General features: G+C 67.4%; 21 protein-coding genes and 1 riboswitch. Of the genes, 10 read left to right on the top strand and 11 right to left on the bottom strand.

Annotated features, from left to right (window positions below; all coding sequences use genetic code 11):
* Positions 1-5: 5 nt before the first annotated feature.
* On the top strand, positions 6-785 hold the full coding sequence (locus HG262_RS06510) for an SDR family oxidoreductase (protein ID WP_169270234.1): 780 nt from the start codon (positions 6-8) through the stop codon (positions 783-785).
* 96 nt (positions 786-881) lie between these two features.
* On the opposite strand, the gene ilvB is transcribed toward HG262_RS06510, so the two are convergent.
* Positions 882-2,708: a biosynthetic-type acetolactate synthase large subunit gene (ilvB, locus tag HG262_RS06505; protein WP_348984368.1), complete on the bottom strand. Its 1,827-nt coding sequence runs from the start codon at positions 2,706-2,708 to the stop codon at positions 882-884.
* Positions 2,709-2,801: 93 nt separating this feature from the next.
* On the opposite strand from ilvB, the gene HG262_RS06500 reads away from it, so the two are divergent.
* A complete protein-coding gene (locus tag HG262_RS06500) occupies positions 2,802-3,272 on the top strand; it encodes an Lrp/AsnC family transcriptional regulator (protein WP_105559432.1) in 471 nt (156 codons plus the stop codon).
* Positions 3,273-3,324: 52 nt separating this feature from the next.
* Here HG262_RS06500 and HG262_RS06495 read toward each other — a convergent pair whose 3' ends face one another.
* Positions 3,325-4,245, bottom strand: a complete 921-nt coding sequence (locus HG262_RS06495; RefSeq protein ID WP_169270232.1) for a bestrophin family ion channel — start codon at positions 4,243-4,245, stop codon at positions 3,325-3,327.
* A 104-nt stretch (positions 4,246-4,349) separates the two neighbouring features.
* On the opposite strand from HG262_RS06495, the gene HG262_RS06490 reads away from it, so the two are divergent.
* Complete coding sequence (locus HG262_RS06490; RefSeq protein WP_169270231.1) at positions 4,350-4,925, top strand: SET domain-containing protein-lysine N-methyltransferase; 576 nt, start codon at positions 4,350-4,352, stop codon at positions 4,923-4,925.
* Positions 4,926-5,389: 464 nt separating this feature from the next.
* Positions 5,390-5,544, top strand: a riboswitch (FMN riboswitch).
* A gap of 111 nt (positions 5,545-5,655) precedes the next feature.
* On the top strand, positions 5,656-6,369 hold the full coding sequence (gene ribB / locus HG262_RS06485) for a 3,4-dihydroxy-2-butanone-4-phosphate synthase (RefSeq protein WP_169270230.1): 714 nt from the start codon (positions 5,656-5,658) through the stop codon (positions 6,367-6,369).
* 117 nt (positions 6,370-6,486) lie between these two features.
* On the opposite strand, the gene HG262_RS06480 is transcribed toward ribB, so the two are convergent.
* Positions 6,487-7,692 carry an MFS transporter gene (locus HG262_RS06480; RefSeq protein ID WP_169270229.1) on the bottom strand — a complete coding sequence of 402 codons (1,206 nt, stop codon included), beginning with the start codon at positions 7,690-7,692 and terminating at the stop codon, positions 6,487-6,489.
* 150 nt (positions 7,693-7,842) lie between these two features.
* On the opposite strand from HG262_RS06480, the gene HG262_RS06475 reads away from it, so the two are divergent.
* On the top strand, positions 7,843-8,550 hold the full coding sequence (locus tag HG262_RS06475) for a TetR/AcrR family transcriptional regulator (protein ID WP_248293254.1): 708 nt from the start codon (positions 7,843-7,845) through the stop codon (positions 8,548-8,550).
* A 70-nt stretch (positions 8,551-8,620) separates the two neighbouring features.
* On the opposite strand, the gene HG262_RS06470 is transcribed toward HG262_RS06475, so the two are convergent.
* The 6 genes from HG262_RS06470 to HG262_RS06445 all read right to left on the bottom strand — a co-directional run bounded on the left by HG262_RS06470 (position 8,621) and on the right by HG262_RS06445 (position 13,045).
* A complete protein-coding gene (locus tag HG262_RS06470; RefSeq protein WP_169270228.1) occupies positions 8,621-9,130 on the bottom strand; it encodes a nucleoside 2-deoxyribosyltransferase in 510 nt (169 codons plus the stop codon).
* Between the two features lie 5 nt (positions 9,131-9,135).
* Positions 9,136-9,705, bottom strand: coding sequence for a flavin reductase family protein (locus tag HG262_RS06465; RefSeq protein WP_169270227.1), 570 nt, complete (start codon positions 9,703-9,705; stop codon positions 9,136-9,138).
* A gap of 9 nt (positions 9,706-9,714) precedes the next feature.
* Complete coding sequence (locus tag HG262_RS06460; RefSeq protein ID WP_169270226.1) at positions 9,715-10,173, bottom strand: nuclear transport factor 2 family protein; 459 nt, start codon at positions 10,171-10,173, stop codon at positions 9,715-9,717.
* Positions 10,174-10,302: 129 nt separating this feature from the next.
* The gene (locus HG262_RS06455; protein ID WP_169270225.1) at positions 10,303-10,914 is read right to left on the bottom strand and encodes an NAD(P)-dependent oxidoreductase; all 612 of its coding nucleotides are present in this window, start codon (positions 10,912-10,914) and stop codon (positions 10,303-10,305) included.
* 157 nt (positions 10,915-11,071) lie between these two features.
* Positions 11,072-11,998 (bottom strand): 2-dehydropantoate 2-reductase, encoded by a 927-nt coding sequence (gene panE, locus HG262_RS06450; RefSeq protein ID WP_169270224.1) that lies wholly within the window; start codon positions 11,996-11,998, stop codon positions 11,072-11,074.
* Between the two features lie 132 nt (positions 11,999-12,130).
* The gene (locus HG262_RS06445; protein ID WP_169270223.1) at positions 12,131-13,045 is read right to left on the bottom strand and encodes a DedA family protein/thiosulfate sulfurtransferase GlpE; all 915 of its coding nucleotides are present in this window, start codon (positions 13,043-13,045) and stop codon (positions 12,131-12,133) included.
* 432 nt (positions 13,046-13,477) lie between these two features.
* On the opposite strand from HG262_RS06445, the gene HG262_RS06440 reads away from it, so the two are divergent.
* The 5 genes from HG262_RS06440 to HG262_RS06420 all read left to right on the top strand — a co-directional run bounded on the left by HG262_RS06440 (position 13,478) and on the right by HG262_RS06420 (position 19,571).
* Entirely contained in the window at positions 13,478-14,512 is a 1,035-nt protein-coding gene (locus tag HG262_RS06440; protein WP_169270222.1) for a BMP family protein, read from the top strand.
* A complete protein-coding gene (locus HG262_RS06435; RefSeq protein WP_169270221.1) occupies positions 14,509-16,038 on the top strand; it encodes an ABC transporter ATP-binding protein in 1,530 nt (509 codons plus the stop codon). The genes HG262_RS06440 and HG262_RS06435 overlap by 4 nt, the downstream gene beginning before the upstream one ends.
* Before the next feature lie 49 nt (positions 16,039-16,087).
* Entirely contained in the window at positions 16,088-17,161 is a 1,074-nt protein-coding gene (locus tag HG262_RS06430) for an ABC transporter permease (protein ID WP_169270220.1), read from the top strand.
* A gap of 10 nt (positions 17,162-17,171) precedes the next feature.
* Positions 17,172-18,122: an ABC transporter permease gene (locus HG262_RS06425; RefSeq protein WP_169270219.1), complete on the top strand. Its 951-nt coding sequence runs from the start codon at positions 17,172-17,174 to the stop codon at positions 18,120-18,122.
* Between the two features lie 168 nt (positions 18,123-18,290).
* Positions 18,291-19,571 (top strand): amidohydrolase family protein, encoded by a 1,281-nt coding sequence (locus HG262_RS06420; protein WP_169270218.1) that lies wholly within the window; start codon positions 18,291-18,293, stop codon positions 19,569-19,571.
* Here the strand turns inward: HG262_RS06420 and HG262_RS06415 are convergent.
* Together HG262_RS06415 and HG262_RS06410 are read right to left on the bottom strand one after the other, a co-directional pair.
* Positions 19,546-19,935: a RidA family protein gene (locus HG262_RS06415; protein WP_169270217.1), complete on the bottom strand. Its 390-nt coding sequence runs from the start codon at positions 19,933-19,935 to the stop codon at positions 19,546-19,548. The two genes, HG262_RS06420 and HG262_RS06415, sit on opposite strands and share 26 nt — an antisense overlap.
* Positions 19,932-21,095 (bottom strand): FAD-dependent oxidoreductase, encoded by a 1,164-nt coding sequence (locus HG262_RS06410; protein ID WP_169270216.1) that lies wholly within the window; start codon positions 21,093-21,095, stop codon positions 19,932-19,934. The genes HG262_RS06415 and HG262_RS06410 overlap by 4 nt, the downstream gene beginning before the upstream one ends.
* Positions 21,096-21,098 lie beyond the last annotated feature (3 nt).

Here is a 21,098-nt window from a genome sequence, read left to right as displayed (position 1 = left end):
TTGACGTGAAGACACTACCTTATCTGCGCAACTTCGACCTGACCGGGCAGGTTGCGCTGGTCACCGGATCCGCGCGCGGACTGGGCTTTTGCATTGCGCGGGCGCTGGCGGGCTGTGGCGCGCGCGTGCTGATCAACGGGCGCAACGCCGCGGCCGTGGATGCCGCCGTGGCCGACCTGACGGCCGCCGGCCTGGACGCGCATCCCTTGCCGTTCGATGTCAGCGACGACGCCGACATGGCGCGCGCATTCCAGCGCATCGACGACGAGCACGGGCGCCTGGACGTGCTGGTGAACAACGTGGGCGCCCGCAACCGCAAGACCTTGCGCGACACCAGCCCCGCTGAAATCCGCGAGCTGATCGACACGGATCTGGTCGCCGGCATGCTGCTGGCCAAGTTCGCGGCCGAACGCATGGTGCGCCAAGGCGGCGGCCGGCTGATCGCCATCACGTCGGTGGTGGGCGAGCTGGCGCGCGCGGGCGACGCCGTGTATCCGGCGGCCAAGCAGGGTCTGACCGGCATGGTGCGCGCCCTGGCCGCGGAATTCGGCGGCCACCACATCACCAGCAACGCGATCGCGCCCGGCACCTTCGCGACCGAAACCAATGCGGAGATGGTGGCGGACCCCAAGGTCGGCCCACGCATCGCGGCCCGCAACCCGACGGGGCGTTGGGGCGAACCGGAAGAAATCGCCGGCGCGGCCGTGTTCCTGGCATCCCCGGCCGCGTCTTATGTGAACGGGCACGTGCTGGTGGTGGACGGCGGGCTGTCGATTCAGTTTTAAGAGGGCCCACGGCTTGCGCGATGGGTTTCGCGCGGCCGCGACCCGTCCCGCAACCTGAAGGACTGGCCACGCGCCCCCCATCACCGCCCACAAGAATCAGGTCGTCTCGTCCTGATACCAGACGCCTTCGGCCAGCATCATCTTCTGATGGCCATGGCCCGCGGGCATCATCGGGAAGCAGTTTTCCTGCGCCGACACCGCCACGTCCAGGAAGTAGGGGCCGTCATGCGCCAGGCATTCGGCCAGTGCGGCCTCCAGCTTGGCCGGGTCGTCCACCCGCGCCGCGCCCCAGCCGAAGGCCCGCGCCAGCGCCACGAAATCGGGCAGCGACGCGTTGTAGCTGTGGCTGTAGCGGCCGCCGTGGATCAGTTCCTGCCACTGGCGCACCATGCCCATGTAGCCGTTGTTGCACAGCACGACCTTCACGGGCGTCTGGTGCTGCATGGCCGTAGACAGTTCCTGGATGTTCATCAACACCGACGCGTCGCCGCTCACGCAGACCACCGTCTTGTCGGGATGCGCCACCTGCGCGCCGATGGCGGCCGGCACGCCATACCCCATGGTGCCGGCGCCGCCCGAGGTCAGCCAGCGGTTCGGCTTGTCGAAACGCAGGTACTGCGCGGCCCACATCTGGTGCTGGCCCACGTCGGTGGAGACGATGGCGTCGCGGTCGGCCAACGCCGCGTTCAGGCTGGCCATCAGATGCTGCGGCAGGATCGCGTCGGCCGCAGGCGTGAAGCCCAGGCAATCCTGACGGCGCCACGTGTCGATGCGCCTGAACCACGGCGCCAGGCGCGCCGCGTCCATCGGTTCATCGCCCAATTCGGCGCGCAGCGCCCGCACCAGCGGCAGGCAGTCGCCCACCAGCGCCACGTCCACCCGCACCACCTTGTTGATCGACGCCGGGTCGATGTCGATATGGATCTTGCGCGCATGCGGGCAGAATTCCGAGATCTTGCCGGTGATGCGGTCGTCAAAACGGGCGCCGATGCAGACGACGAGGTCGGCGTTGTGCATGGCCAGGTTGGCCTCGACCGTACCGTGCATGCCCAGCATGCCCACGAACTGCGGGCTGGACGCGGGGAAGGCGCCCAGGCCCATCAGCGTCAGGGTGCAGGGCGCGCCGGTATGGCGGACCAGGTCGGCGAACGCTTCGCAAGCGTCGGGGCCGGCATTCACCAGCCCGCCGCCGCCGTAGAAGATGGGGCGCTTGGCCTGCGCGATCAGCGCGGCGGCGCGGCGCACGGCCGACTGCGGCAACTTAGGCGCCAGCTTGCCCGACTGGCGGCGCGCACGCAGCGCGGCCAGCTTTTGCTGCGAGGGCAGGCCGGGCACGTCGTCGTCCGCATCGCGCGGCACGGCCAACTGCACGTCTTTTGGAAAGTCCACCAGCACGGGGCCGGGACGGCCCTGACGGGTCAGCTCGAACGCCCGGGACACCACATTGGCCACGTCGTCCACGGCGCGGATCTGGGTATTCCACTTGGTCACGGAACGCGAAATGCCGATGGCGTCGCATTCCTGGAAAGCATCGGTGCCGATGGCCGCCGTGGAGACCTGTCCGCTGACGCACAGCACCGGGATCGAATCGCACATGGCGTCCAGCAAGCCCGACGTGGTGTTGGCCATGCCCGGGCCGGAGGTCACGAACACGACGCCGGTGCGGCCGGTGCTGCGGGCGTACCCTTCGGCGGCATGCACGGCCGCCTGTTCGTGGCGCACCAGCACATGGCGCAGGCGCGGCTCGGCATACAGCGCGTCGTACAGCGGCAGGACCGCCCCCCCGGGGTAGCCGAACACGGTGTCGACGCCGTGCGCAATCAGCGTATCGAGCAGAATCTTCGCGCCATTCGAAACGGCGGGTTCAGTGGCGGCAAGCGCGGCGGCGGCGGTGGGGTGCAGGCGATCGTTCATGCTATCTATCTTATTCGTAGCCTGGAAGAATTTTTATCTTCTTTTCCACGTTTACCGGCCAGACGGAGTAAATTTATCTTCGATTTTGAGGAATCAAAGAAAATGAACCTGGACAAGTTTGACCTGGCCATTCTGAAGGTGCTGCAAGAGAACGCGCGCGCCAGCCTGAACGACATCGGCGCCGCAGTCGGCCTGTCGTCCACGCCGTGCTGGAACCGCATCAAGCGCATGGAAAGCGCCGGGGTGATCCGCGGCTATACCGTGGACATCGATCCGGCCAGCCTGGGCTTCATGGACACGGTGATCGTGCACGTCACGCTGGAGAGCCACAGCGAGGAAACGCTGTACGAGTTCGGCCGCGCGCTGGCGGCCATCCCCGAGGTACTGGAGGCCTTTCTGGTGTCGGGCGACTACGACTACTACATCCGCATCGCCGTGCGCGACACCCGCGACTACGAACGCCTGCTGCGCGAACAGCTCTACCGCATCCCCGGCATCCGCCACAGCAAATCCTGCTTCGTGCTGCGCCGCCTGAAGGAAACCATGCTGCCGCTGATGGGGCCGGCCGGATGATGCGGCTGCGCCAGGGCCTGGCCGGCCTGGCGCCTGTTCCCGCGCATCATCCCTATCGCAGCACGAACCCCACCGGTTGGGCCGCCTCCGGCAGCGGACGCACGCCCAGGCCTTCCAGCAGGTCGATTTCGATTACGCGGGCCAGCGCCGACAGCGGCAGGTCGTTTTCTTCCAGGCCGAAGGGGTCTTCCAGCTCGTCGCCCAGCGCGTCCAGCCCGAAGAAGGTGTAGGCGATGATGATGACCGCCACCGGGGTCAGGTATTCCAGCGTGCCCACCAGCCCGAACGGCAGCAGCAGGCAGAACAGCCACGCCGTGCGATGCAGCAGCAGCGAATAGGCGAACGGACAGGGCGTGAACTTGATGCGTTCGCAGGCGGCCTGGATGGCGGCGCACTGCGCCACGCGCTGGGTCAGCCCTTGATACAGGATATCGGTGAGTTCGCCACGCCGCAGACAGGACGCCAGATCGCGGTTGATCGCCATGAGCAGGGCGTCCGGCACATTGCGGCAACCGGCCAGCGTATCCAGCTCGTCTTGCTGCACCCAGGGGCGCACGGCTTCCACCATGTCCTGCCCGCGCAAGCGCGCCGCCAGCCCGTACCCGAAACCGATGCAGCGCCGCACCAGCCGTTCCTGGACCGGGTTGGCCGTGCTGGCCGCCAGCAGCACCGCGCTTTCGCGCGCCAGGCTGCGCGCCTGCACAATCAGGTCGCCCCACTGCTTGCGGGCTTCCCACCAGCGGTCATAGCAGACGTTGTTGCGAAAGCCCATGAAGACCGACAGCGCCAGGCCGAAGAGCGAGAACGGCACCGCCGTCAGGTGCGCCGGCGAAAACAGCTGGCGGTGGTACATCCACACCACCACGCAGGACAGTAGCGAGATCACGAGGATCCGGCTGAAAATGCGCGGGATGATGGAGCCGCGCAAAATAAAGAACAAGGCCAGCGCAGAGGGACGCGGACGGACGATCATGATGAATATCAAGTAAGGACAAGGCGCGCTAACTATACGCCTGTCGTTCTGTCAAAGACGCGTCGATATAATTCTGTTTCGTCTCACCGCCTACCCACGCCTCCATGACCACCGAAGACACCCCGATCAAGCCCTGGCATGTCGTCCGCCGCTCCAAGCTGCACGGCAACGGCGTCTTCGCCGCCCGCAAGATCCCTGCGGGCACGCGCATCATCGAATACGGCGGCGCGCGCATCAGCGCCAAGGAAGCCGACCGCCGCCACCCGACCAACCCGGACGATCCCTTCCACACCTTCTTCTTCGCGCTCAGCTCCGGCCGCGTGATCGACGGCGGCGACTGCGGCAACGACGCCCGCTGGATCAACCATTCCTGTGAGCCCAACTGCGAGGCCCAGGAAGGCAAGCACGGCAAGCGCGTCTACATCGTCGCCCTGCGCGACCTGCCGCGCGGCACCGAACTGTCGTACGACTACGGCCTGGTCCTGGACGGCCGCATCACCAAGGCGCTGAAGGAAGGCTACCGCTGCCTGTGCGGCACTCCTCCGTGCCGCGGCACGATGCTGGCACTGCCGAAAAAGAAAAAGAAGAAAGCAGAAACGCCCGCAACGGAAAGCGTCGTGGAAGCGGCCGAATCCGCCGATTCGGCAACCGCGGCAAAAACACCCGCCACAGCAAAGTAAGACAGCCCAACCTCCAGCCGCCGCGCCCCCAACCGCGCGCGGCGCCCCCACACCCGCAAGACACCCCAATGCCAAAAAGGGCCGCCCGCGCGGCCCTTTTTGGCGACCCCACAAGATCCTCCATCTCCAAACCGCCCGGCAGAAAAATGCCAAGCACACCACCCGCCCCTGAGGCGGTGAAGTGTCGAAACCAGAGCCTGGCGTGGGGGCGGCCCGGGGTGTGCGGGGAGTCGATGCGCCCAAGGGAATCCGAAGGCAGCCGCCGCAGGCGGCAACGAGGATGACGCAGGGGCAGTCCGGAGCGCAGGCTCCGGACCGCAATCGTTGACCCGCACACCCCGGGCCGCCCCCGCGCCAGGCGTCTCAAGAACCCACTCGCGCTTCGCCCCCCACCCGCAATAAGCATATTCCGCATCAAAAATCAGACAGGCGTACAATTCGACAAGTCGTTAACACGACATGCAGTACGTCTTCAGGGCGGGGTGCAATTCCCCACCGGCGGTATGCCATGCAATGTGGCGAGCCCGCGAGCGCCCGGCGTCCTTCACGGACATCGGGGTCAGCAGATCTGGTGAAATGCCAGAGCCGACGGTCATAGTCCGGATGAGAGAAGATGTGCCGGCACATTCCCGATTGCCCGGGCGCACCTGCGCCCGGACGACCGTATTGCGTTCGGCTGTCGATTAGCCCTGAAACGTTTTTCGCCCCCTTCACCTGCGAGAGCGTTTCAATGTCCACCCTCAATACCCAGCAGTCCCTTCCCAGCCTGGCTTCACAGCCTTTCGCCGCCCGCCTGCAGCGCGCCCTGCATCATCTGCGCCTGGGCCGCCCCGTCATCCTCATGGACGACTTCGACCGTGAAAACGAGGCCGACCTGATCGTCGCCGCGGACAAGCTGACCGTGCCCGTCATGGCCCAGCTGATCCGCGACGGCAGCGGCATCGTCTGCCTGTGCCTGCCCGGCGAAACCCTCGACCGCCTGGAACTCCCCCCGATGGTCCAGCGCAACCAGAGCCGCTTCGCCACCGCCTTCACCGTTTCCATCGAAGCGCGCGAAGGCGTCAGCACCGGCGTATCCGCCGTCGACCGCGTCACCACCATCCGCGCCGCCATCTCGCCTTCGGCCCAAAGCGAAGACATCGTCAGCCCCGGCCACGTGTTCCCGCTGCGCGCCCAGCCCGGCGGCGTGCTGACCCGCCGCGGCCACACCGAAGGCTCGGTGGACCTGGCCGTGCTGGCCGGCCTGCGCCCGGCCGGCGTGCTGTGCGAACTGATGAACGCCGACGGCACCATGATGCGCGGCGCCTCGCTTGAGCGCTACGCCGCCCAGCACGGCCTGGTGGCGCTGACCATCGCCGAACTGGCCGACCATCTGCAAAAGCTCAAGGACGGCCAAGCCGAAACCGCCGACGACGAAGTCCTGGAAATGGCCGCCACCGTCTGATGCCGGCGGGACGCATCGGGGCTGTGGCGCACCACAGCCCCGATACGCAAGCGGGCCCGGGGCCTCGGCCCCGATCAACACCCTACAGGCAACGCCCCGGCCCGCCGCCTTGACGCGTCACGGCCGCGCCGGGCGCCTCAACGCCAAGGCCACCAGCACCGCGGCCAGCGCGCACGTCCCGCCCATCAGGTACACCGCGCCATATCCTTGCCCGGCCGCCAGCCATCCCGCCGCCGGGCCGCTGATGCCCAGGGCCACGTCCAAAAACGCCACATACGCCCCCATGGCCGCGCCGCGGCTTGCCGCCGGCACGCGCCGCACAGCCTCCACGCCAAAAGCGGGGAACGCCAGCGAATAGCCCGCCCCGGTCAGCAACGCGCCGCCATACGCCCACATCGGCGTCGCGCCCGACCAGATGAGCCACTGGCCCACGGCCTCGATCACCACGCACACGAGCGCCACGCGCGCGCCGCCCAGCTTGTCCGGCAGTCCCGCGAAGAACACCCGGGCCAGGATAAAGCCCACCCCGAACGCGCTGAACATCCACGCCGCGCCGTCCCAACCGCGCTCCGCGAAGAACAGGCTGACGAACGCGGTGATCACGCCAAAGCCCACGCTGGTCAACGCCAGGCCCATACCGGGCAGCAGCACCAGGCCCAGCACGCGGTAGAAGGGCGTGCGCACGCCGCCCACGGCCGCCACGCCGCCCTGGGGCAGCACCACCGCCAACGCCGCCAGCGGAATCAGGACCGTCGCCCAAGCGATGCCCGCGAAACCCGCGGCGTCATACAGCCGCATCCCGGCAGGCGCGCCCAGCGCGTACGCGCCGTAGATCGCGACGCCCACCCACGCCATCACGCGGCCCGCGTTCTGCGGCCCCACGCGGCCCACGCCCCAGGCGAGCGCGCCCGTGGCGATCAGGCTTTCCGCGCATCCCATCAGCGCGCGGCCGGCCAGCAACGCGGAGAGCGCCGCCTGCGGCCGCGCGGACAACGCCTCGGCCAGCACATAGAGCAAACCCGCCGCCGCGCCCAGCATGAAGCCCGTCACCACCGCGCGCTTGGCGCCCCGGCGATCGACCAGCGCGCCGGAGTAGGCCCGCGACAACAGCGCGGCAGCGAACTGCAGGCCCGCCACCACGCCCACCACCAGCGCACCCATCCCCAGCGTGCCGTTCACATACAGCGGCAATACCGGCATCGGCAGGCCGACCATGAAAAATCCGATGAACACCGCCAGGACCAAAGGCAGCAATTGCGCAAAAACCGAGCGCACGGGTCCACGGGCCGCGGGCATAGCCCCAGCCGTCGAAACGTTCGACATGAAAAATCCTTGAAAGGGTCATGACAATCCGAAACCATCGCGGAGAATTCGCCGATGGCATAATCCGCGCTTGCGGGTGACAAATCGGATTGCCTGCTGCAAATTTTATGAGCCGAAGCTCAGGTTTGATACTCGCCTTTCCCCGCATCCATGACCGACATTCCCCAGCCCCGAAAATCGCCGCGCCAACTTCGGTCGCAGCACACCGTCGACACGATTCTGCAGGCGACAGCTCGCGTTTTGGCCACGAACGGCTATGCGGGCACCAACACCAACCTGATCGCCGAAACCGCAGGCGTCAGCGTCGGATCGCTGTACCAGTACTTTCCGAACAAGAACGCGCTGATCGCCGCCCTGCATCAGCGCCACGACAACCAGATGCTGGATGTCATCGACAACGTGTTGAACAGCAACCCCGCCGCCACGCTTCAAGAGCGCGTGGCCGCCATCGTCCAGGCGATGCTGCACGCGCACCTGCTGGAGCCCGCGCTGCACCGCGTGCTGGAACGCGAGTTCCCATTGTTCGACACGCCGCGCGAACACAGCCTGGCCGACCAGGACATCCATCGTCGCATGCGGCATCTGCTGGAGCTGCACCGCGCCGAGATCGCGCAACAGGACCGCGACCTGGCGACCTATGTGGTGCTGCGCATCATGGAATCGCTGGTGCATGCGGCGGCGCTGGAACCGCCGGCGGGGTTCTCCCCCGGGCAGCTTGAACAGGCGGTGGTGGATGCGGTGATGGGGTATCTGGCGACGCCGGGCGGCGCCGCGCCGCGCAAGAAGGCAAGCGCCCCGAAAACCGGTAAAGCCGCGGCCCCGGCCAAGAAGGCCACGCGCCGGAAAACGACGGCCTGAGCCGGAACTCGGCGGCCTGCAATCCGCGCGGACAACCCGCCCCCAGCCACCCGCGGCGGGTAGCCGGCGATCAGCGGTTGGCGTCTTCGGCCATGCGGGCCAGGCAGTCCGATGCCTTGCCCACCACGATGCGGGCGCTGCATGCCAGCATCAGGTTCAGGTTCAGGCCGAAGTCTTCGACCGTGTAGCCCTCGGCATCCACCATGCGCGACATGCCATCGTCTGCCGCCGCCCCCACCGCCACCTGGTCGACCAGCGAGCCGGCCTGGCCGGTATAGCCCCACACCGGCTTGCCGCAGGCGATGGCGTAGCCCACCTCAAAAGCCGTGCCCGAATCGGGTTCTGCGCCACGGAAGGCGTTCAGGTTGGCCATCACCATGTCGGCGCGCCGGATCAGCGCGACGTTCTCGCGGTAGATCCACTGCGCCAGCGCGGGGCCCGTCAGGTCCTTGGTCGCCGTGTTGTCCAGCGGGAACAGACCGTCGAAGCCGTAGGTGGCGCACAGCGCCTTGAGCCGCTGTCCATGCGCCACGGCATCGGGCAGGAATACGTCGAAACCCGCGAGATACACGCTGCGCATAAGGGCTACTCCGGTTCTGAAACGTTGAAGGCTTCGCCGGTGGCAAAAAACGAGCCGCCGGCCAGGTAGTGCACCGAACGCCGGTCGTCTTGCGGGAAGTGCCAGCGGTTGTCCGAAAACACGTCCGGCGCCGCCCATGCGGCGACGACCTCGCCGATGAACAGATCATAAGCCTGTTGATTGTGCAGTTCGGGCACCACCTTGCATTCCAGCCAGCCCAGGCAACCGGCCACCAGCGGCGCGCCGATCTTGCTGGCGGGAAACGTCGACAGGCCGCTGGCCTGGAACTTGTCTTCGCCGCGCCCCGATTCCGAACCCACTTTCAACGTGGCGGCGGCTTGCGCGCGCGACGGGATGCACAGCGCGAATTCCCCCGACGCTTCGATCAGTTCGCGCGTGTAGGTGTTCTTGTCCACCACTACCAGCATCTTGGCCGGGTTGAAGTCCAACGGCATCGCCCAGGCGGCCGCCATGACGTTGCGCGCGTCGCCGTGGGCGCTGGTCACCAGCACCGTAGGCCCGTGGTTCAGCAGCAGGTAGGAGCGAGGCAGGTCGACGGCTTGGATGTTGGACATGGCAGGGGCTTAGAACATGCCGTTCTGATTGGCGGGGTTTTCGGGGATTTCCTGGCTGACGTCCCAATGCTCGACGATCTTGCCCTTATCCACACGGAAGATATCCACAACCGCCTGGCCACGGTCTTCCGGCGAGTCGCGCCACTGGTTGTGGATCATCACCAGGTCGCCTTCGGCGATCACGCGCTTGATCTCGACGATGGCTTGCGGATGCTGATCGAAATAGGGCGGGAAGAAATCCACCATCGGCCCGACGCCGTCGCGCATGTAGGGGTTGTGCTGCACGTAGTTCGGGCTGACGTACAGGCGTACCGCCTCGTCGATCTCGCGGTCCTGGAACATCATCCGGAAGAACGTCGTGACGATCTCCTTGTTCGACTGGGGCGCAGCCGCAAGCGCTGGCGACGCCGCCAGGCAGAGGGAGGCGACCAGCGCACAGGCGGCCAACGATTTCAACTTCATACGCATACAGGACAACTCAGGATGACGCCGGCTGGCGGCCTGCCAGTTTACAAATAAAAGCACGGGTTCCGACCCTGCCGCACAATGAAAAAAGGAGCCCTTGACGGGCTCCCTGTTCCTTGCCTGGCGCGCGGATCAATACCCGACGGTGAAGCGCCGGCGCGAATGCTTGGGCGTCTCGATCTCATCAGCCAGCGCGATCGCGTAGTCTTCCATCGAGATCCAGCTCTTGCCTTCGTCGTCGGCCAGGAGGTGGTCATCGCCCACGCGGAACGTGCCCGTGCGCTCGCCCGGCTCGAATAGCGCGGACGGCGACAGGAAGGTCCAGTTCAGCACCTTTTCCTGGCGCAGCGTGTCCAGGAATACGACGCCGGCGCGGGCCTCGGGCTTGTAGGCGTCGGGGAATTCCGGGGTGTCGATCAGCAGTTTGCCGGGCGCCACCAACAGGCTGCCCGCACCGCCCACGACCAGCAGACGCGGCACGCCGGCGTTCTTCACGGCGGCCAACAACGGCCGCGCGTCGGTCGAGACAAATCGCGTGGCGCTGATGACGGCGTCGTGGCCGGTCAACAACGGCGTCAGGGCTTCGGGATCGGTGGCGTCGCCCTGCTGGATGGTCAGGCCGGGCTGGGCGTTCACGTCGGCCGGATTGCGGGCGATGCCCGTCACCTGGTGGCCGCGCTTCAACAATTCGTCCGCCACGCGTGATCCCACGCGGCCGGTGATTCCGATCAATGCGATTTTCATGGTCTTGCTCCTTGGGGAGGAAGAATCGGGGAGGGCGGCGCACGACGCACCGCAACGCGCCCCGGTTCAGGCAAATCCATACTATTCGGTCGAATCCGAACAAAAAACCCAGTAAACGGGAAGAGTTTTTTGCAATTCATGCATCAATCTGACGGATTCAACCCGCGTTGCGCTGCGCCTGATAGACCTGCAGGTGCGAGTACGCTACCCGCAGATAGGTCGCATCCACGCCCAACGTGCGGGCGCGGCGCACCATGTCGCCCACGATATGGTCAGCCTCGACCGGCAAACCCTGGCGCAAGTCGCGGAACATGGACGCCGTCATGGGTTGCGTGCGGTCGCTCATCAGCTTTTGCGCGAAAGCATCGGCTTCAGGGCGGACCGCATGGCCGGACGCGGCCGCCACGGCCTGCGATTCCTGCAGCAGGCTTTTCAGGATGTCGATGCCGTCGTCAGTGGAGGCGATCTGCCCGATCGCGCCACGCATCAGGCAGGTGCCGGCGGCCAACGTCGTCAGCATGACGTACTTTTCCCAGATGTCCTGGTGAATGTCCTCGCTCAGGCGACTGACGTATTCGCCGCCGGCCAGCGCTTGCTCCAGCGCCACGCAGCGTTCACTGCGGGCCGGGCCCGCGCGTTCGCCGAAGACTATGCTGGCATGCTTGCCCAGGTGCACCACTTCGCCCTCGGGGCCGAGCGTGGCGTTGATCTGGCACAGCCCGCCCAAGACGCGGTGCGGCTCGAATTCGCGGTCCAGCACGTCGTATTGCAGCACGCCGTTCATGATGGGCAACACCGCCGTATCGGGGCCGACCGCGGGACGGATAGCGTCGATGGCGCTGGCCAGGTCATAGGCCTTGCAGCTGAGCACGACCACGTCGTACTGGCCTTGCAGGGTCTGTTGCGTGGCCAGCTTGGGATGCAGCGTGGCGTCGCCGAACGGGCTTTGGATGCGCAAGCCCTGTTCGCGAATCCGAGCCGCGCGCGGTTCGCGCACCAGGAAGGTCACGTCCGCGCCCGCCTGGGCGGCGCGTCCGCCGAAATAACCGCCGGTGCCGCCGGCACCCAAGAACAACAACCGCATTTGTCTCTCCTGTCGCTGCCCGCCTGTTTCGCGGGCTGATACGGAATTATGCGCTTGGCGCGGCGGCCAGCGCATCCTGCAAGCGCCTGCTGCCCACGCGCCGGACAGGGGCGCACCGGCCGTGCGGCCGGCTCAGACCGCGTGGTTGTGCTCCGCCCAGGCTTCGTAGCCGCCGCGTAGCGCCCAGGTCTTGGGATAGCCCGCCGCGCGCAGGCGCGAGGCCAGCAGCGCGGCCGATACTTCGTTGGGGCAGGCGCAATAGACCACGATGTCGGACTCCAGCGCGCCCGGATCCAGCGCCGGCAGCGGCGCCTTCAGGTCCACGGCGATGGCGCCCGGGATGCGTTCGGCATCGCGCTGCGCTTCGGGACGCACGTCGAAGACCACCGTGTTGCGGCCGTCCTGGCGCCATTGCATCAGTTCGTCGACGGACACGCGGGGGATGACGCGCAGGCTGCGCAGCAGGATCCGGCGGCGCAGGAAACGCGTGAGGATATACAGCGCCAGCACCGCCGCCAGCACGCCCAGGCCCATGGCGCCGTAGGTGCCCAGGATTTCCAGCACGTCGTTGACCACGCTGTGGAACAAGCCGCCCAGCAGCAAGGCGGAACCCGCCCAGATCATGGCGCCCACCAGGTCATAGAGCAGGAAGCGACGGTAGGCGGTGCCCGTCAGCCCCGCCATGACGGTGGACAGCGCGCCCGCGCCGGGCAGGAACTTGCACACCAGCAGCGCCCGCACGCCGATGCGCAGGTACAGGCGTTGCGTCTGGCGGATGCAGGAATCCTGCGACAAGGACATCTTGCAGATCACGCCCAGCAAGCGCGCGCCGTACCGGCGGCCGGCGAGATACCAGAGGGAGTCGGCCAGGAGGCAGGCCACGGTGGCGGCCAGCCACGGCGTCAGCCATCCCGCCGCGCCGCCCAGGGCGCCCGCCGCGATCAGCATGGGATAGGCGGGCACGGGCAGGCCCGCCTGTTCAACGAGCACGTTCGCGAACACCAGCCACCCGCCGTACTGCTCGAGCAGCAATTGAATGTCTTGCATGGACCTTCCAGCTTGCCGCGCGGAGCGCAGCTTATCGCGGGATTTTAGGCGCGCCGCGGCCCATCGGACGCATTGCCGGCGCTTCATGCACCGCAACACGGCGTTTCATGCGCGGCACGTCCATCCCGTGGGACACGGCGCACCATCTTGGTGCCACGTTTCCCCGCCGGGGTGCCTATAATCCTGCCCGTCCATCAGGTTTCCCCGACTTGTCGCAGGAATGCCTCATGGCATACAACTTGCTTCGCCTGGACTGGCTGCGCACCGACCATTCGGATGGGACGCGCCCCCGGCGCCCCCATCCCCATGACTGATCTCACGCCTACGTTTTCGTCCGCTTGCGCCGACCCTGCCCGCCGGCGGCCGCAGCCAGGCCTCCGCATCGTCGCCCCAACGGTTCCCCCTTTCCATCCCCGCGAAGGAGTCTCCCGCATGAAATCCCTGTCCACCCCGTCCGCCGGCGGCATCGCCCGCCGCGGCCTGCTCAAGCTGGCGGCCGCTGCCGCCGCTGGCGCCTTGCTGTTCTCGGGCGCGGCGCAAGCCCAGGCCCCGGCCAAGACCCGCGTCGCCGCCATCTATACGGTGCCGGTCGAACAGCAATGGGTGTCGCGCATCCACAAGGCGCTGACGGCCGCCCGCGACCGTGGCGAGATCGAATACACCTTCTCGGAAAACGTCACCAACGCCGACTACGAGCGCGTCATGCGCCAGTACGCCGAGCAGGGCAACAAGCTGGTGGTGGGTGAAGCCTTCGCGGTGGAAGCCGCGGCCCGCAAGGTGGCCAAGGACTATCCGCAGACCGCCTTCCTGATGGGATCTTCGGGCAAGCCGCAGCAACCCAACTTCTCGGTGTTCGACAACTACATCCAGGAACCCGCCTACCTGACCGGCATGATCGCCGGCGGCATGAGCAAGACCGGCAAGATCGGCCTGGTCGGCGGCTACCCCATCCCCGAAGTGAACCGCCTGATGCAAGCCTTCATCGAAGGCGCCAAGGAAGTGAACCCGAAGGCCGAATTCACCGTGACCTTCATCGGTTCGTGGTTCGATCCCCCGAAGGCCAAGGAAGCGGCCTTCGCCATGATCGACAAGGGTGCGGACGTGCTGTACGCCGAACGTTTCGGCGTATCGGACGCGGCCAAGGAACGCGGCAAGCTGGCCATCGGCAACGTGATCGACACGCAGCCGCAGTACCCGGAAACCGTCGTGGCGTCGGCCCTGTGGAGCATGGAGCCCACGATCGACGAAGCGCTCAAGCAAGTGAAGGCCGGCACGTTCAAGGCCGACGACTACGGCCAGTATTCGCTGATGAAGCACAAGGGGTCGTCGCTGGCGCCGCTGGGCACCTTTGAATCGAAGATTCCGGCCGAGCTGATCGCTCGCGTGCAGGCCAAGCAAAAGGCCATCCTGGACGGCAGCTTCACGGTGAAGGTCGTCGACAAAGAACCCAAGTCCTCGGCACGATGAACCAAGCGCCTCTCGCCCTGCAACTGACGGGGATCACCAAGCGCTTCGGCAGCCTGACGGCCAATGACGATGTCTCGCTGACGCTCGCGCAAGGCGAAGTCTTGGCCCTGCTGGGCGAGAACGGCGCCGGCAAATCGACCCTGGTGTCGATCCTGTTCGGCCACTATGTGGCCGACGCCGGCAGTATCGACGTCTTCGGCAAGCCCCTGCCGCCCGGCCGGCCCGACGCCGCGCTGGCGGCGGGCGTGGGGATGGTGCATCAGCACTTCACCCTGGCCGACAACCTGACCGTGCTGGACAACATCATGGTCGGCACCGAGTCGCTGTGGAAGCTGGCGTCCGGTCGCGGCAAGGCGCGCCGCCGCCTGGTGGAACTTGGCAAGCGCTTCGGGCTGGCCGTGGATCCGGATGCGCGCGTGGGCGCGCTTTCCGTCGGCGAGAAGCAGCGCGTCGAGATCCTGAAGGCGCTATACCGCGGCGCGCGCGTGCTGATCCTGGACGAGCCCACCGCGGTGCTCACGCCGCAGGAAGTGCAGGACCTGTTCGCGACCCTGCGCGGCTTCGTCGACGACGGCCTGGCCGTGATCTTCATTTCGCACAAGCTGGACGAAGTGATGGCCGTGTCGCGCCGCGTGGCGGTGCTGCGTCAGGGCAAGCTGGTAGCCGAACGCGACACAGCGGGCACCAGCCCCGCCGAACTGGCGGAATTGATGGTCGGCCGCAAAGTCGTCATGCCGCGCGCCGAAGCGGTGGCCGCCGCCGAACAGGCCGCGCCCGTCGTGACCCTGTCGCAGGTCACCGTGCGCGACGGCCGCGACGGCGCGCCGCGCCTGGACAGCCTGGACCTTGTCGTCCACAAGCACGAGATCGTGGCGGTCGCCGGTGTGGCCGGCAACGGCCAGCAGGCGCTGGTGTCGGTCCTGACCGGCTTGCGCCAGCCCTCCGATGGCACGATCCGGCTGGGCGCCGAACATGCCGCCGCGCCCACTACGCCCGCCGGCTGGACCGCCGCCCGAGTCGGCCGCATTCCGGAAGACCGCCACGGCGAAGGCATGATCGGCGACAGCCCGCTTTGGGAAAACGCCATCGTCGAAGACCTGAAGGACAAGCGCTTCGCGCGCTACGGCCTGATCCGCGCCCGCGCGGGCAAGGCGTATGCGGCGGCGCTGGCCAAGCAGTTCGACGTGCGCGCGGCCTCGCTGGACGTGCGCACGCGCAGCCTATCCGGCGGCAATATGCAAAAGCTGATCCTGGGCCGCACCTTGGCGCGCGAACCGCGCTTCATCGTGGCCGACCAGCCCACCTGGGGCCTGGACATCGGCGCCGTCGCCTATGTGCGCGAGCAGTTGCTGGCCGCCCGCGCGCGCGGCGCCGGCGTGCTGCTGGTGTCCGAAGACCTGGAAGAAATCTTCGCCCTGGCCGACCGCATCGCCGTGCTGTGCGGCGGCAAGCTGGTGGCCGTCAAGCCGGTGGCCGACTGGACGCCCGCCACCGTCGGCCTGGCCATGACGGGCACCCGCGCATGACGGCGCGCGCCGCCGTTTGCCGACGCCCCCTCTATTGAGCATCACTCGCATGAAATTGATCCTGGAACGTCGCCCCGAGCCCAGCCGTCTGGCGCTGGCCTTGGCCCCCATCGCGGCCATCCTCTTTACGCTGGCGGTCTGCACCTTGCTGGTGGCCTGGGCCGGCGCCCCCGTGGGCCGCACCTACGCGCTGCTGTTCGAAGGCGCGTTCGGCTCGCGCTTCGCCCTGTCCGAAACGCTGACCCGCGCCACCCCGCTGATGTTGACGGGCCTGGCCTGTGCCGTGGCGTTCCGCGCCCGCTTCTACAACATCGGCGCCGAAGGCCAGCTGTATCTTGGGGCGCTGGCGGCCGTCGCCATCGGCGGCCTGCATGACGGCACCGGCTTCGACCTGCCGGTGCCCGTGCTGTTCGGCGGCATGATGTTGGCGGCGGCGCTGGCCGGCGCCTTGCTGCTGCTGATCCCGGCCTTGCTTAAGACACGGCTGGGCGTAGACGAAGTCGTCACCACGCTGCTGGGCAACTTCATCGTGCTGCTGTTCGTGTCCATGATGCTGGACGGCCCGATGAAGGACCCGATGGCGATGGGCTGGCCGCAATCCGTGGCGCTCAACGGCGACCTGGAACTGGGCAAGCTGATCGAACGCACGCGCGCCCACACCGGCCTTTTGTGGGCGGCCGGGCTGGCGCTCGGCCTGTGGCTCTTGAACCGCTACACCGTGTTCGGCTTCCAGATGCGCGCCGTGGGCGCCAACGCCCACGCCTCGCGCTTCCTGGGCCTGCCGGTGAACCGCGTGATGCTGGGCACCGCCATGCTGTCGGGGGCGCTGGCAGGCCTTGCCGGCGCCATCGAAGTGGCGGGCCGCACGGGCTACGTCACGCTGGACATGTCGCCGGGCTACGGCTACACGGGCGTCGTCGTCGCCATGCTGGCCGGCCTGCACCCGCTGGGCGTGATCCTGGCCAGCATTTTCGTGGCCGGCATGCTGGTGGGAGCGGACAGCATGAGCCGCGCCATCTCGGTGCCGAACTACATCGCCGACGTCATCGTCGCCACCTCGTTGCTTGCCATGCTGGTCGCGACGCTATTTGCGCAGTACCGCCTGCGCCGCAACCGGGCTTGAGGAGCACGACATGGAATGGATGGATCTGATCAGTTCCCAGGCCTTCTGGGTTGCCGTGCTGCGCCTGGCGACGCCGTTGATCCTGGGCACCCTGGGCGTCTTGCTGTGCGAACGCGCCGGCGTCCTGAACCTGGGCATCGAAGGCATCATGGCCGCCGGGGCCTTCACGGGATGGCTTGTCGTCTACCTGGGCGCGCCGCTGTACGTGGGCGTGCTGGCGGCCGCGTTGGCAGGCGCGGTGTTCGGCCTGCTGCATGCGGTGCTGACGGTGCCGCTGGGGCTGTCGCAACACGTCTCGGGCCTGGGGGTGACCTTGCTGGCCACCAGCCTCAGCTACTTCGCCTACCGCGTGACCTTCCCCAGCGTGAACACGCCGCCCACCATCACGCCGTTTGCCGAAATGAAATTCCTGGACGGCATTCCGCTGATCGGGCCGGTGCTGGCGGGGCAGACGCCCATGACGCTGATCGCGCTGGCCGCGGTGCCGATCCTTGCCTGGGTGCTGAACCGAACCCCGGTCGGCCTGGCGATCCGCATGGTGGGCGAAAACCCGGCGGCAGCCGAAGGGCAGGGCCTGTCCGTCACGCGCCTGCGCATGGGCGCCATTGTCGCGGGCTCCGCGCTGATGGGTGTAGCCGGCAGCTTCCTGACGCTGGCAGCGTTCAACGCGTTCTTTTTCAACATGGTCAACGGCCGTGGCTGGGTGTGCGTGGCGCTTGTCGTGTTCGCCTCGTGGCGGCCCGGCAAGGCGCTGCTGGGCGCGCTGATTTTCGCCTTCTTCGACGCGCTGCAACTGCGCCTGCAACAGGGCGGGGCCGCCTTGCCCGGCCTGCCTGAACTGCCGTATCAGGTCTACCTGATGCTGCCCTACATCCTGTCCATCCTGGCCCTGGTGGTGATGGCGCGACGCGCCGCCTACCCGCAGGCCCTGATGAAGCCCTACCGCAAGGGTGAGAGATAGAGGGGGGTGACCCACCCCCGAAGCGCTGCGCGCTCCCCCCTCAAGGGGGCGTCGCTACGGACCGGCAAAGCCGGATCCGTGCGACCCCGATTGGGGCCGCGCCTGAGTGATGCGACGACGGGGCTCGCAGTACCATGAACCACTGAAAACCTTCCGCAAGGAAATCGCATGCTCGACTTGATTTTTAGACACTGCTCGCTGCCCGATGGCCGCCAGAACATCGACATTGGCATCGCCAATTGCCGCATCGTCGCGCTGGAGCCGGCCCTGAAGGCTGAGGCTGCGCAGACCGTGGACGCGGCCGGCCAGCTGGTGTCGTCGCCCTTCGTGGACGCGCACTTCCACATGGACTCGACCCTGTCGTTCGGCCTGCCGCGCGTGAACCAGTCGGGCACGCTGCTGGAAGGTATCGCGCTGTGGGGCGAACTCAAGCCGCTGTTGACGCAGGAAGCGCTGGTGGAACGCGCGCTGGCGTATTGTGACTGGGCGGTGGCGCGCGGCCTGCTGGCCATCCGCTCGCACGTCGACGTCTGCGATCCGCGTCTGCTGGCCACCGAAGCGCTGCTGCACGTGCGCGAGAAGGTCAAACCCTATCTGGACCTGCAACTGGTGGCCTTCCCGCAGGATGGCGTGCTGCGCGCGCCCGGCGCGCTGGACAACCTGAAGCGGGCGCTCGACATGGGCGTGGATGTGGTGGGCGGCATTCCGCACTTTGAACGCACCATGCAGGACGGTGCGGAATCCGTGCGCATCCTGTGCGAACTGGCCGCCGAACGCGGCCTGCGCGTGGACATGCACTGCGACGAAAGCGACGACCCGTTGTCACGCCACATCGAAACACTGGCCTTTCACACGCAGCGCCTGGGCCTGCACGGCCGCGTCACGGGTTCGCACCTGACGTCCATGCACTCCATGGACAACTACTACGTGTCCAAGCTGATCCCGCTGATACGCGAGGCCGGCGTCGCGGCCATCGCCAACCCGCTGATCAACATCACGCTCCAGGGCCGCCACGACACCTATCCGAAGCGTCGCGGCATGACGCGCGTGCCGGAACTGCTGGCCGCTGGCGTGCCGGTGGCGTTCGGCCATGACTGCGTGATGGACCCCTGGTACAGCCTGGGCTCCGGCGACATGCTGGAAGTGGCGCACATGGGCCTGCACGTGGCCCAGATGACGGGCCAGGACGCCATGCGCGCCTGTTTCGAAGCCGTGACGACCACGCCCGCGAAGATCCTGGGGCTGGACGACACGGGCATCGCGGTCGGCAAGCGCGCCGACCTGGTGCTGCTGCAAGCGCGCGATCCGGTCGAAGCGCTACGCCTGCGCGCCACCCGCCTGATGGTGCTGCGCGCCGGCAACGTGATCGCGACCACGCCGCCCGCCACCGCCACCTTGAACCTGCCGGGCCGCCCGGGCCAGGTCAGCTTTCAGACACCGGCCCGCTGACATACGCCGGCCGCTTCGCGGCCGTCACGATGATCTCCACCAGCAGCTCCGGCGCGGCCAGCTTGGCCTCGCAGGTGGCGCGGGTGGGCATCGCATCGGGCAGCGCCCATTCGGCCCACACGCCGTTCATGCCGGCGAAGTCGCGGTCGATGTCCGCCAGCCAGATCTGCACCGACAACAGCCGCGACTTGTCCGTGCCCGCCTGGGCCAGATAGCCATCGATCTTCGCCAACGCGTCGCGGGTCTGCGCGGCGATGCCGCCGGCCGCCGACGACGTCACGCCCGCCACATACACCGTGTCTCCGTGGATCACGATGCGGCTTAAGCGCTGGTTGGTCTCCTTGCGCACGATATCGTCGTTCATTCGTCTTGCTCCTTTTCCGATGGGGGGGACGCCAGTGCGGCATCCGAGAAACGCTCAATCCGGAACGGCGCGATCGGCATGTCCGTCGCGCCGGTGGTCATCAAGTCGGCCATGATGCGGCCGACGATCGGCCCCAGCTCGAAGCCGTGCGCCGAAAAGCCGAATGCGTGAAAGGCAGTCTCGTGGCGGCTGCTGCGCCCGATTACCGGGATCTCGTCCGGCATGGCCGCCTCGATGCCCGCCCAGCCCCGGTTCACCACCGCGTCCCGCATGTGCGGGAACAGGTCACAGACCGTGCGGGCGCCTTCAGCCAACGAACGGAAATCCAGTTCGGTCCATTCCGCGTCGCGGTCCACCCAGGCACGGCGCCCGCCGCCGATCAGCACCGTGCCGTTCGTGCGCTGCTTGAACGATAGCGCGCGCCCGGTGCCCAGCACCACCGGGTCCAGGAAATGGTCCATGCGCAGCGTCACCAGCATCATCGGACTGATGGCGGCAAGCGGCACCGGCTCGCCCCACTGCGCGGCGATGCGGTCGGCCCATGCGCCCGCGCAATTCAGCACCTGCGGCGCGGTGTACACGCCGGCATCCGTGTCCACGCGCCACTGGCCGTCGGCACGCGTAACGCCGTCCACCCGGACGCCCTCCAGGAAACGCGCACCCAGGCTGGCGGCCTTCAGGCGGAACGCCAGCGTCGTGCGATACGGGTCGGCTGCCGCGTCCTCGCGCGCAATCAGCCCGCCATGGATGGTAGGCGCCAGCGCCGGGATCATGTCCAGCAAGTCCTCGGGGCTGATCCACTGCTCGTGCGTGTAGCCATGGCCGGTCATCGTCTGCAGGCGCTGTCGCAGGGTATCGGCATCCGCGGCGTTCTCCGCCACCCGTACCTGCCCATGCTGCTCGAAGCCGCAATCATCATCGACCAGATCGCCGATGCGGTACCAGAGTTCGCGCGAGGCCAAGGCCAGCGGCACCTCGGCCAGATGCCGCGCCAGGGTGCGCACGCCGCCCGCATTCACGCCGGAGGCGTGCCGCCCCACATAGTTCTTTTCGATCACCAGGGCGCGGACCCCGGCGCGCGCCAGGTGCAGCGCCGCCGAGCTGCCATGCAGCCCCCCGCCGATAATGATGACCTCTGCCGACCGCGTTGCACCGGTCATGGC

Origin of the sequence: Achromobacter sp. Bel (assembly GCF_012928505.1) — a bacterium.
Taxonomy (GTDB): Bacteria; Pseudomonadota; Gammaproteobacteria; order Burkholderiales; family Burkholderiaceae_B; genus Achromobacter.
This window is presented reverse-complemented; position numbering and strand designations above follow the sequence as displayed.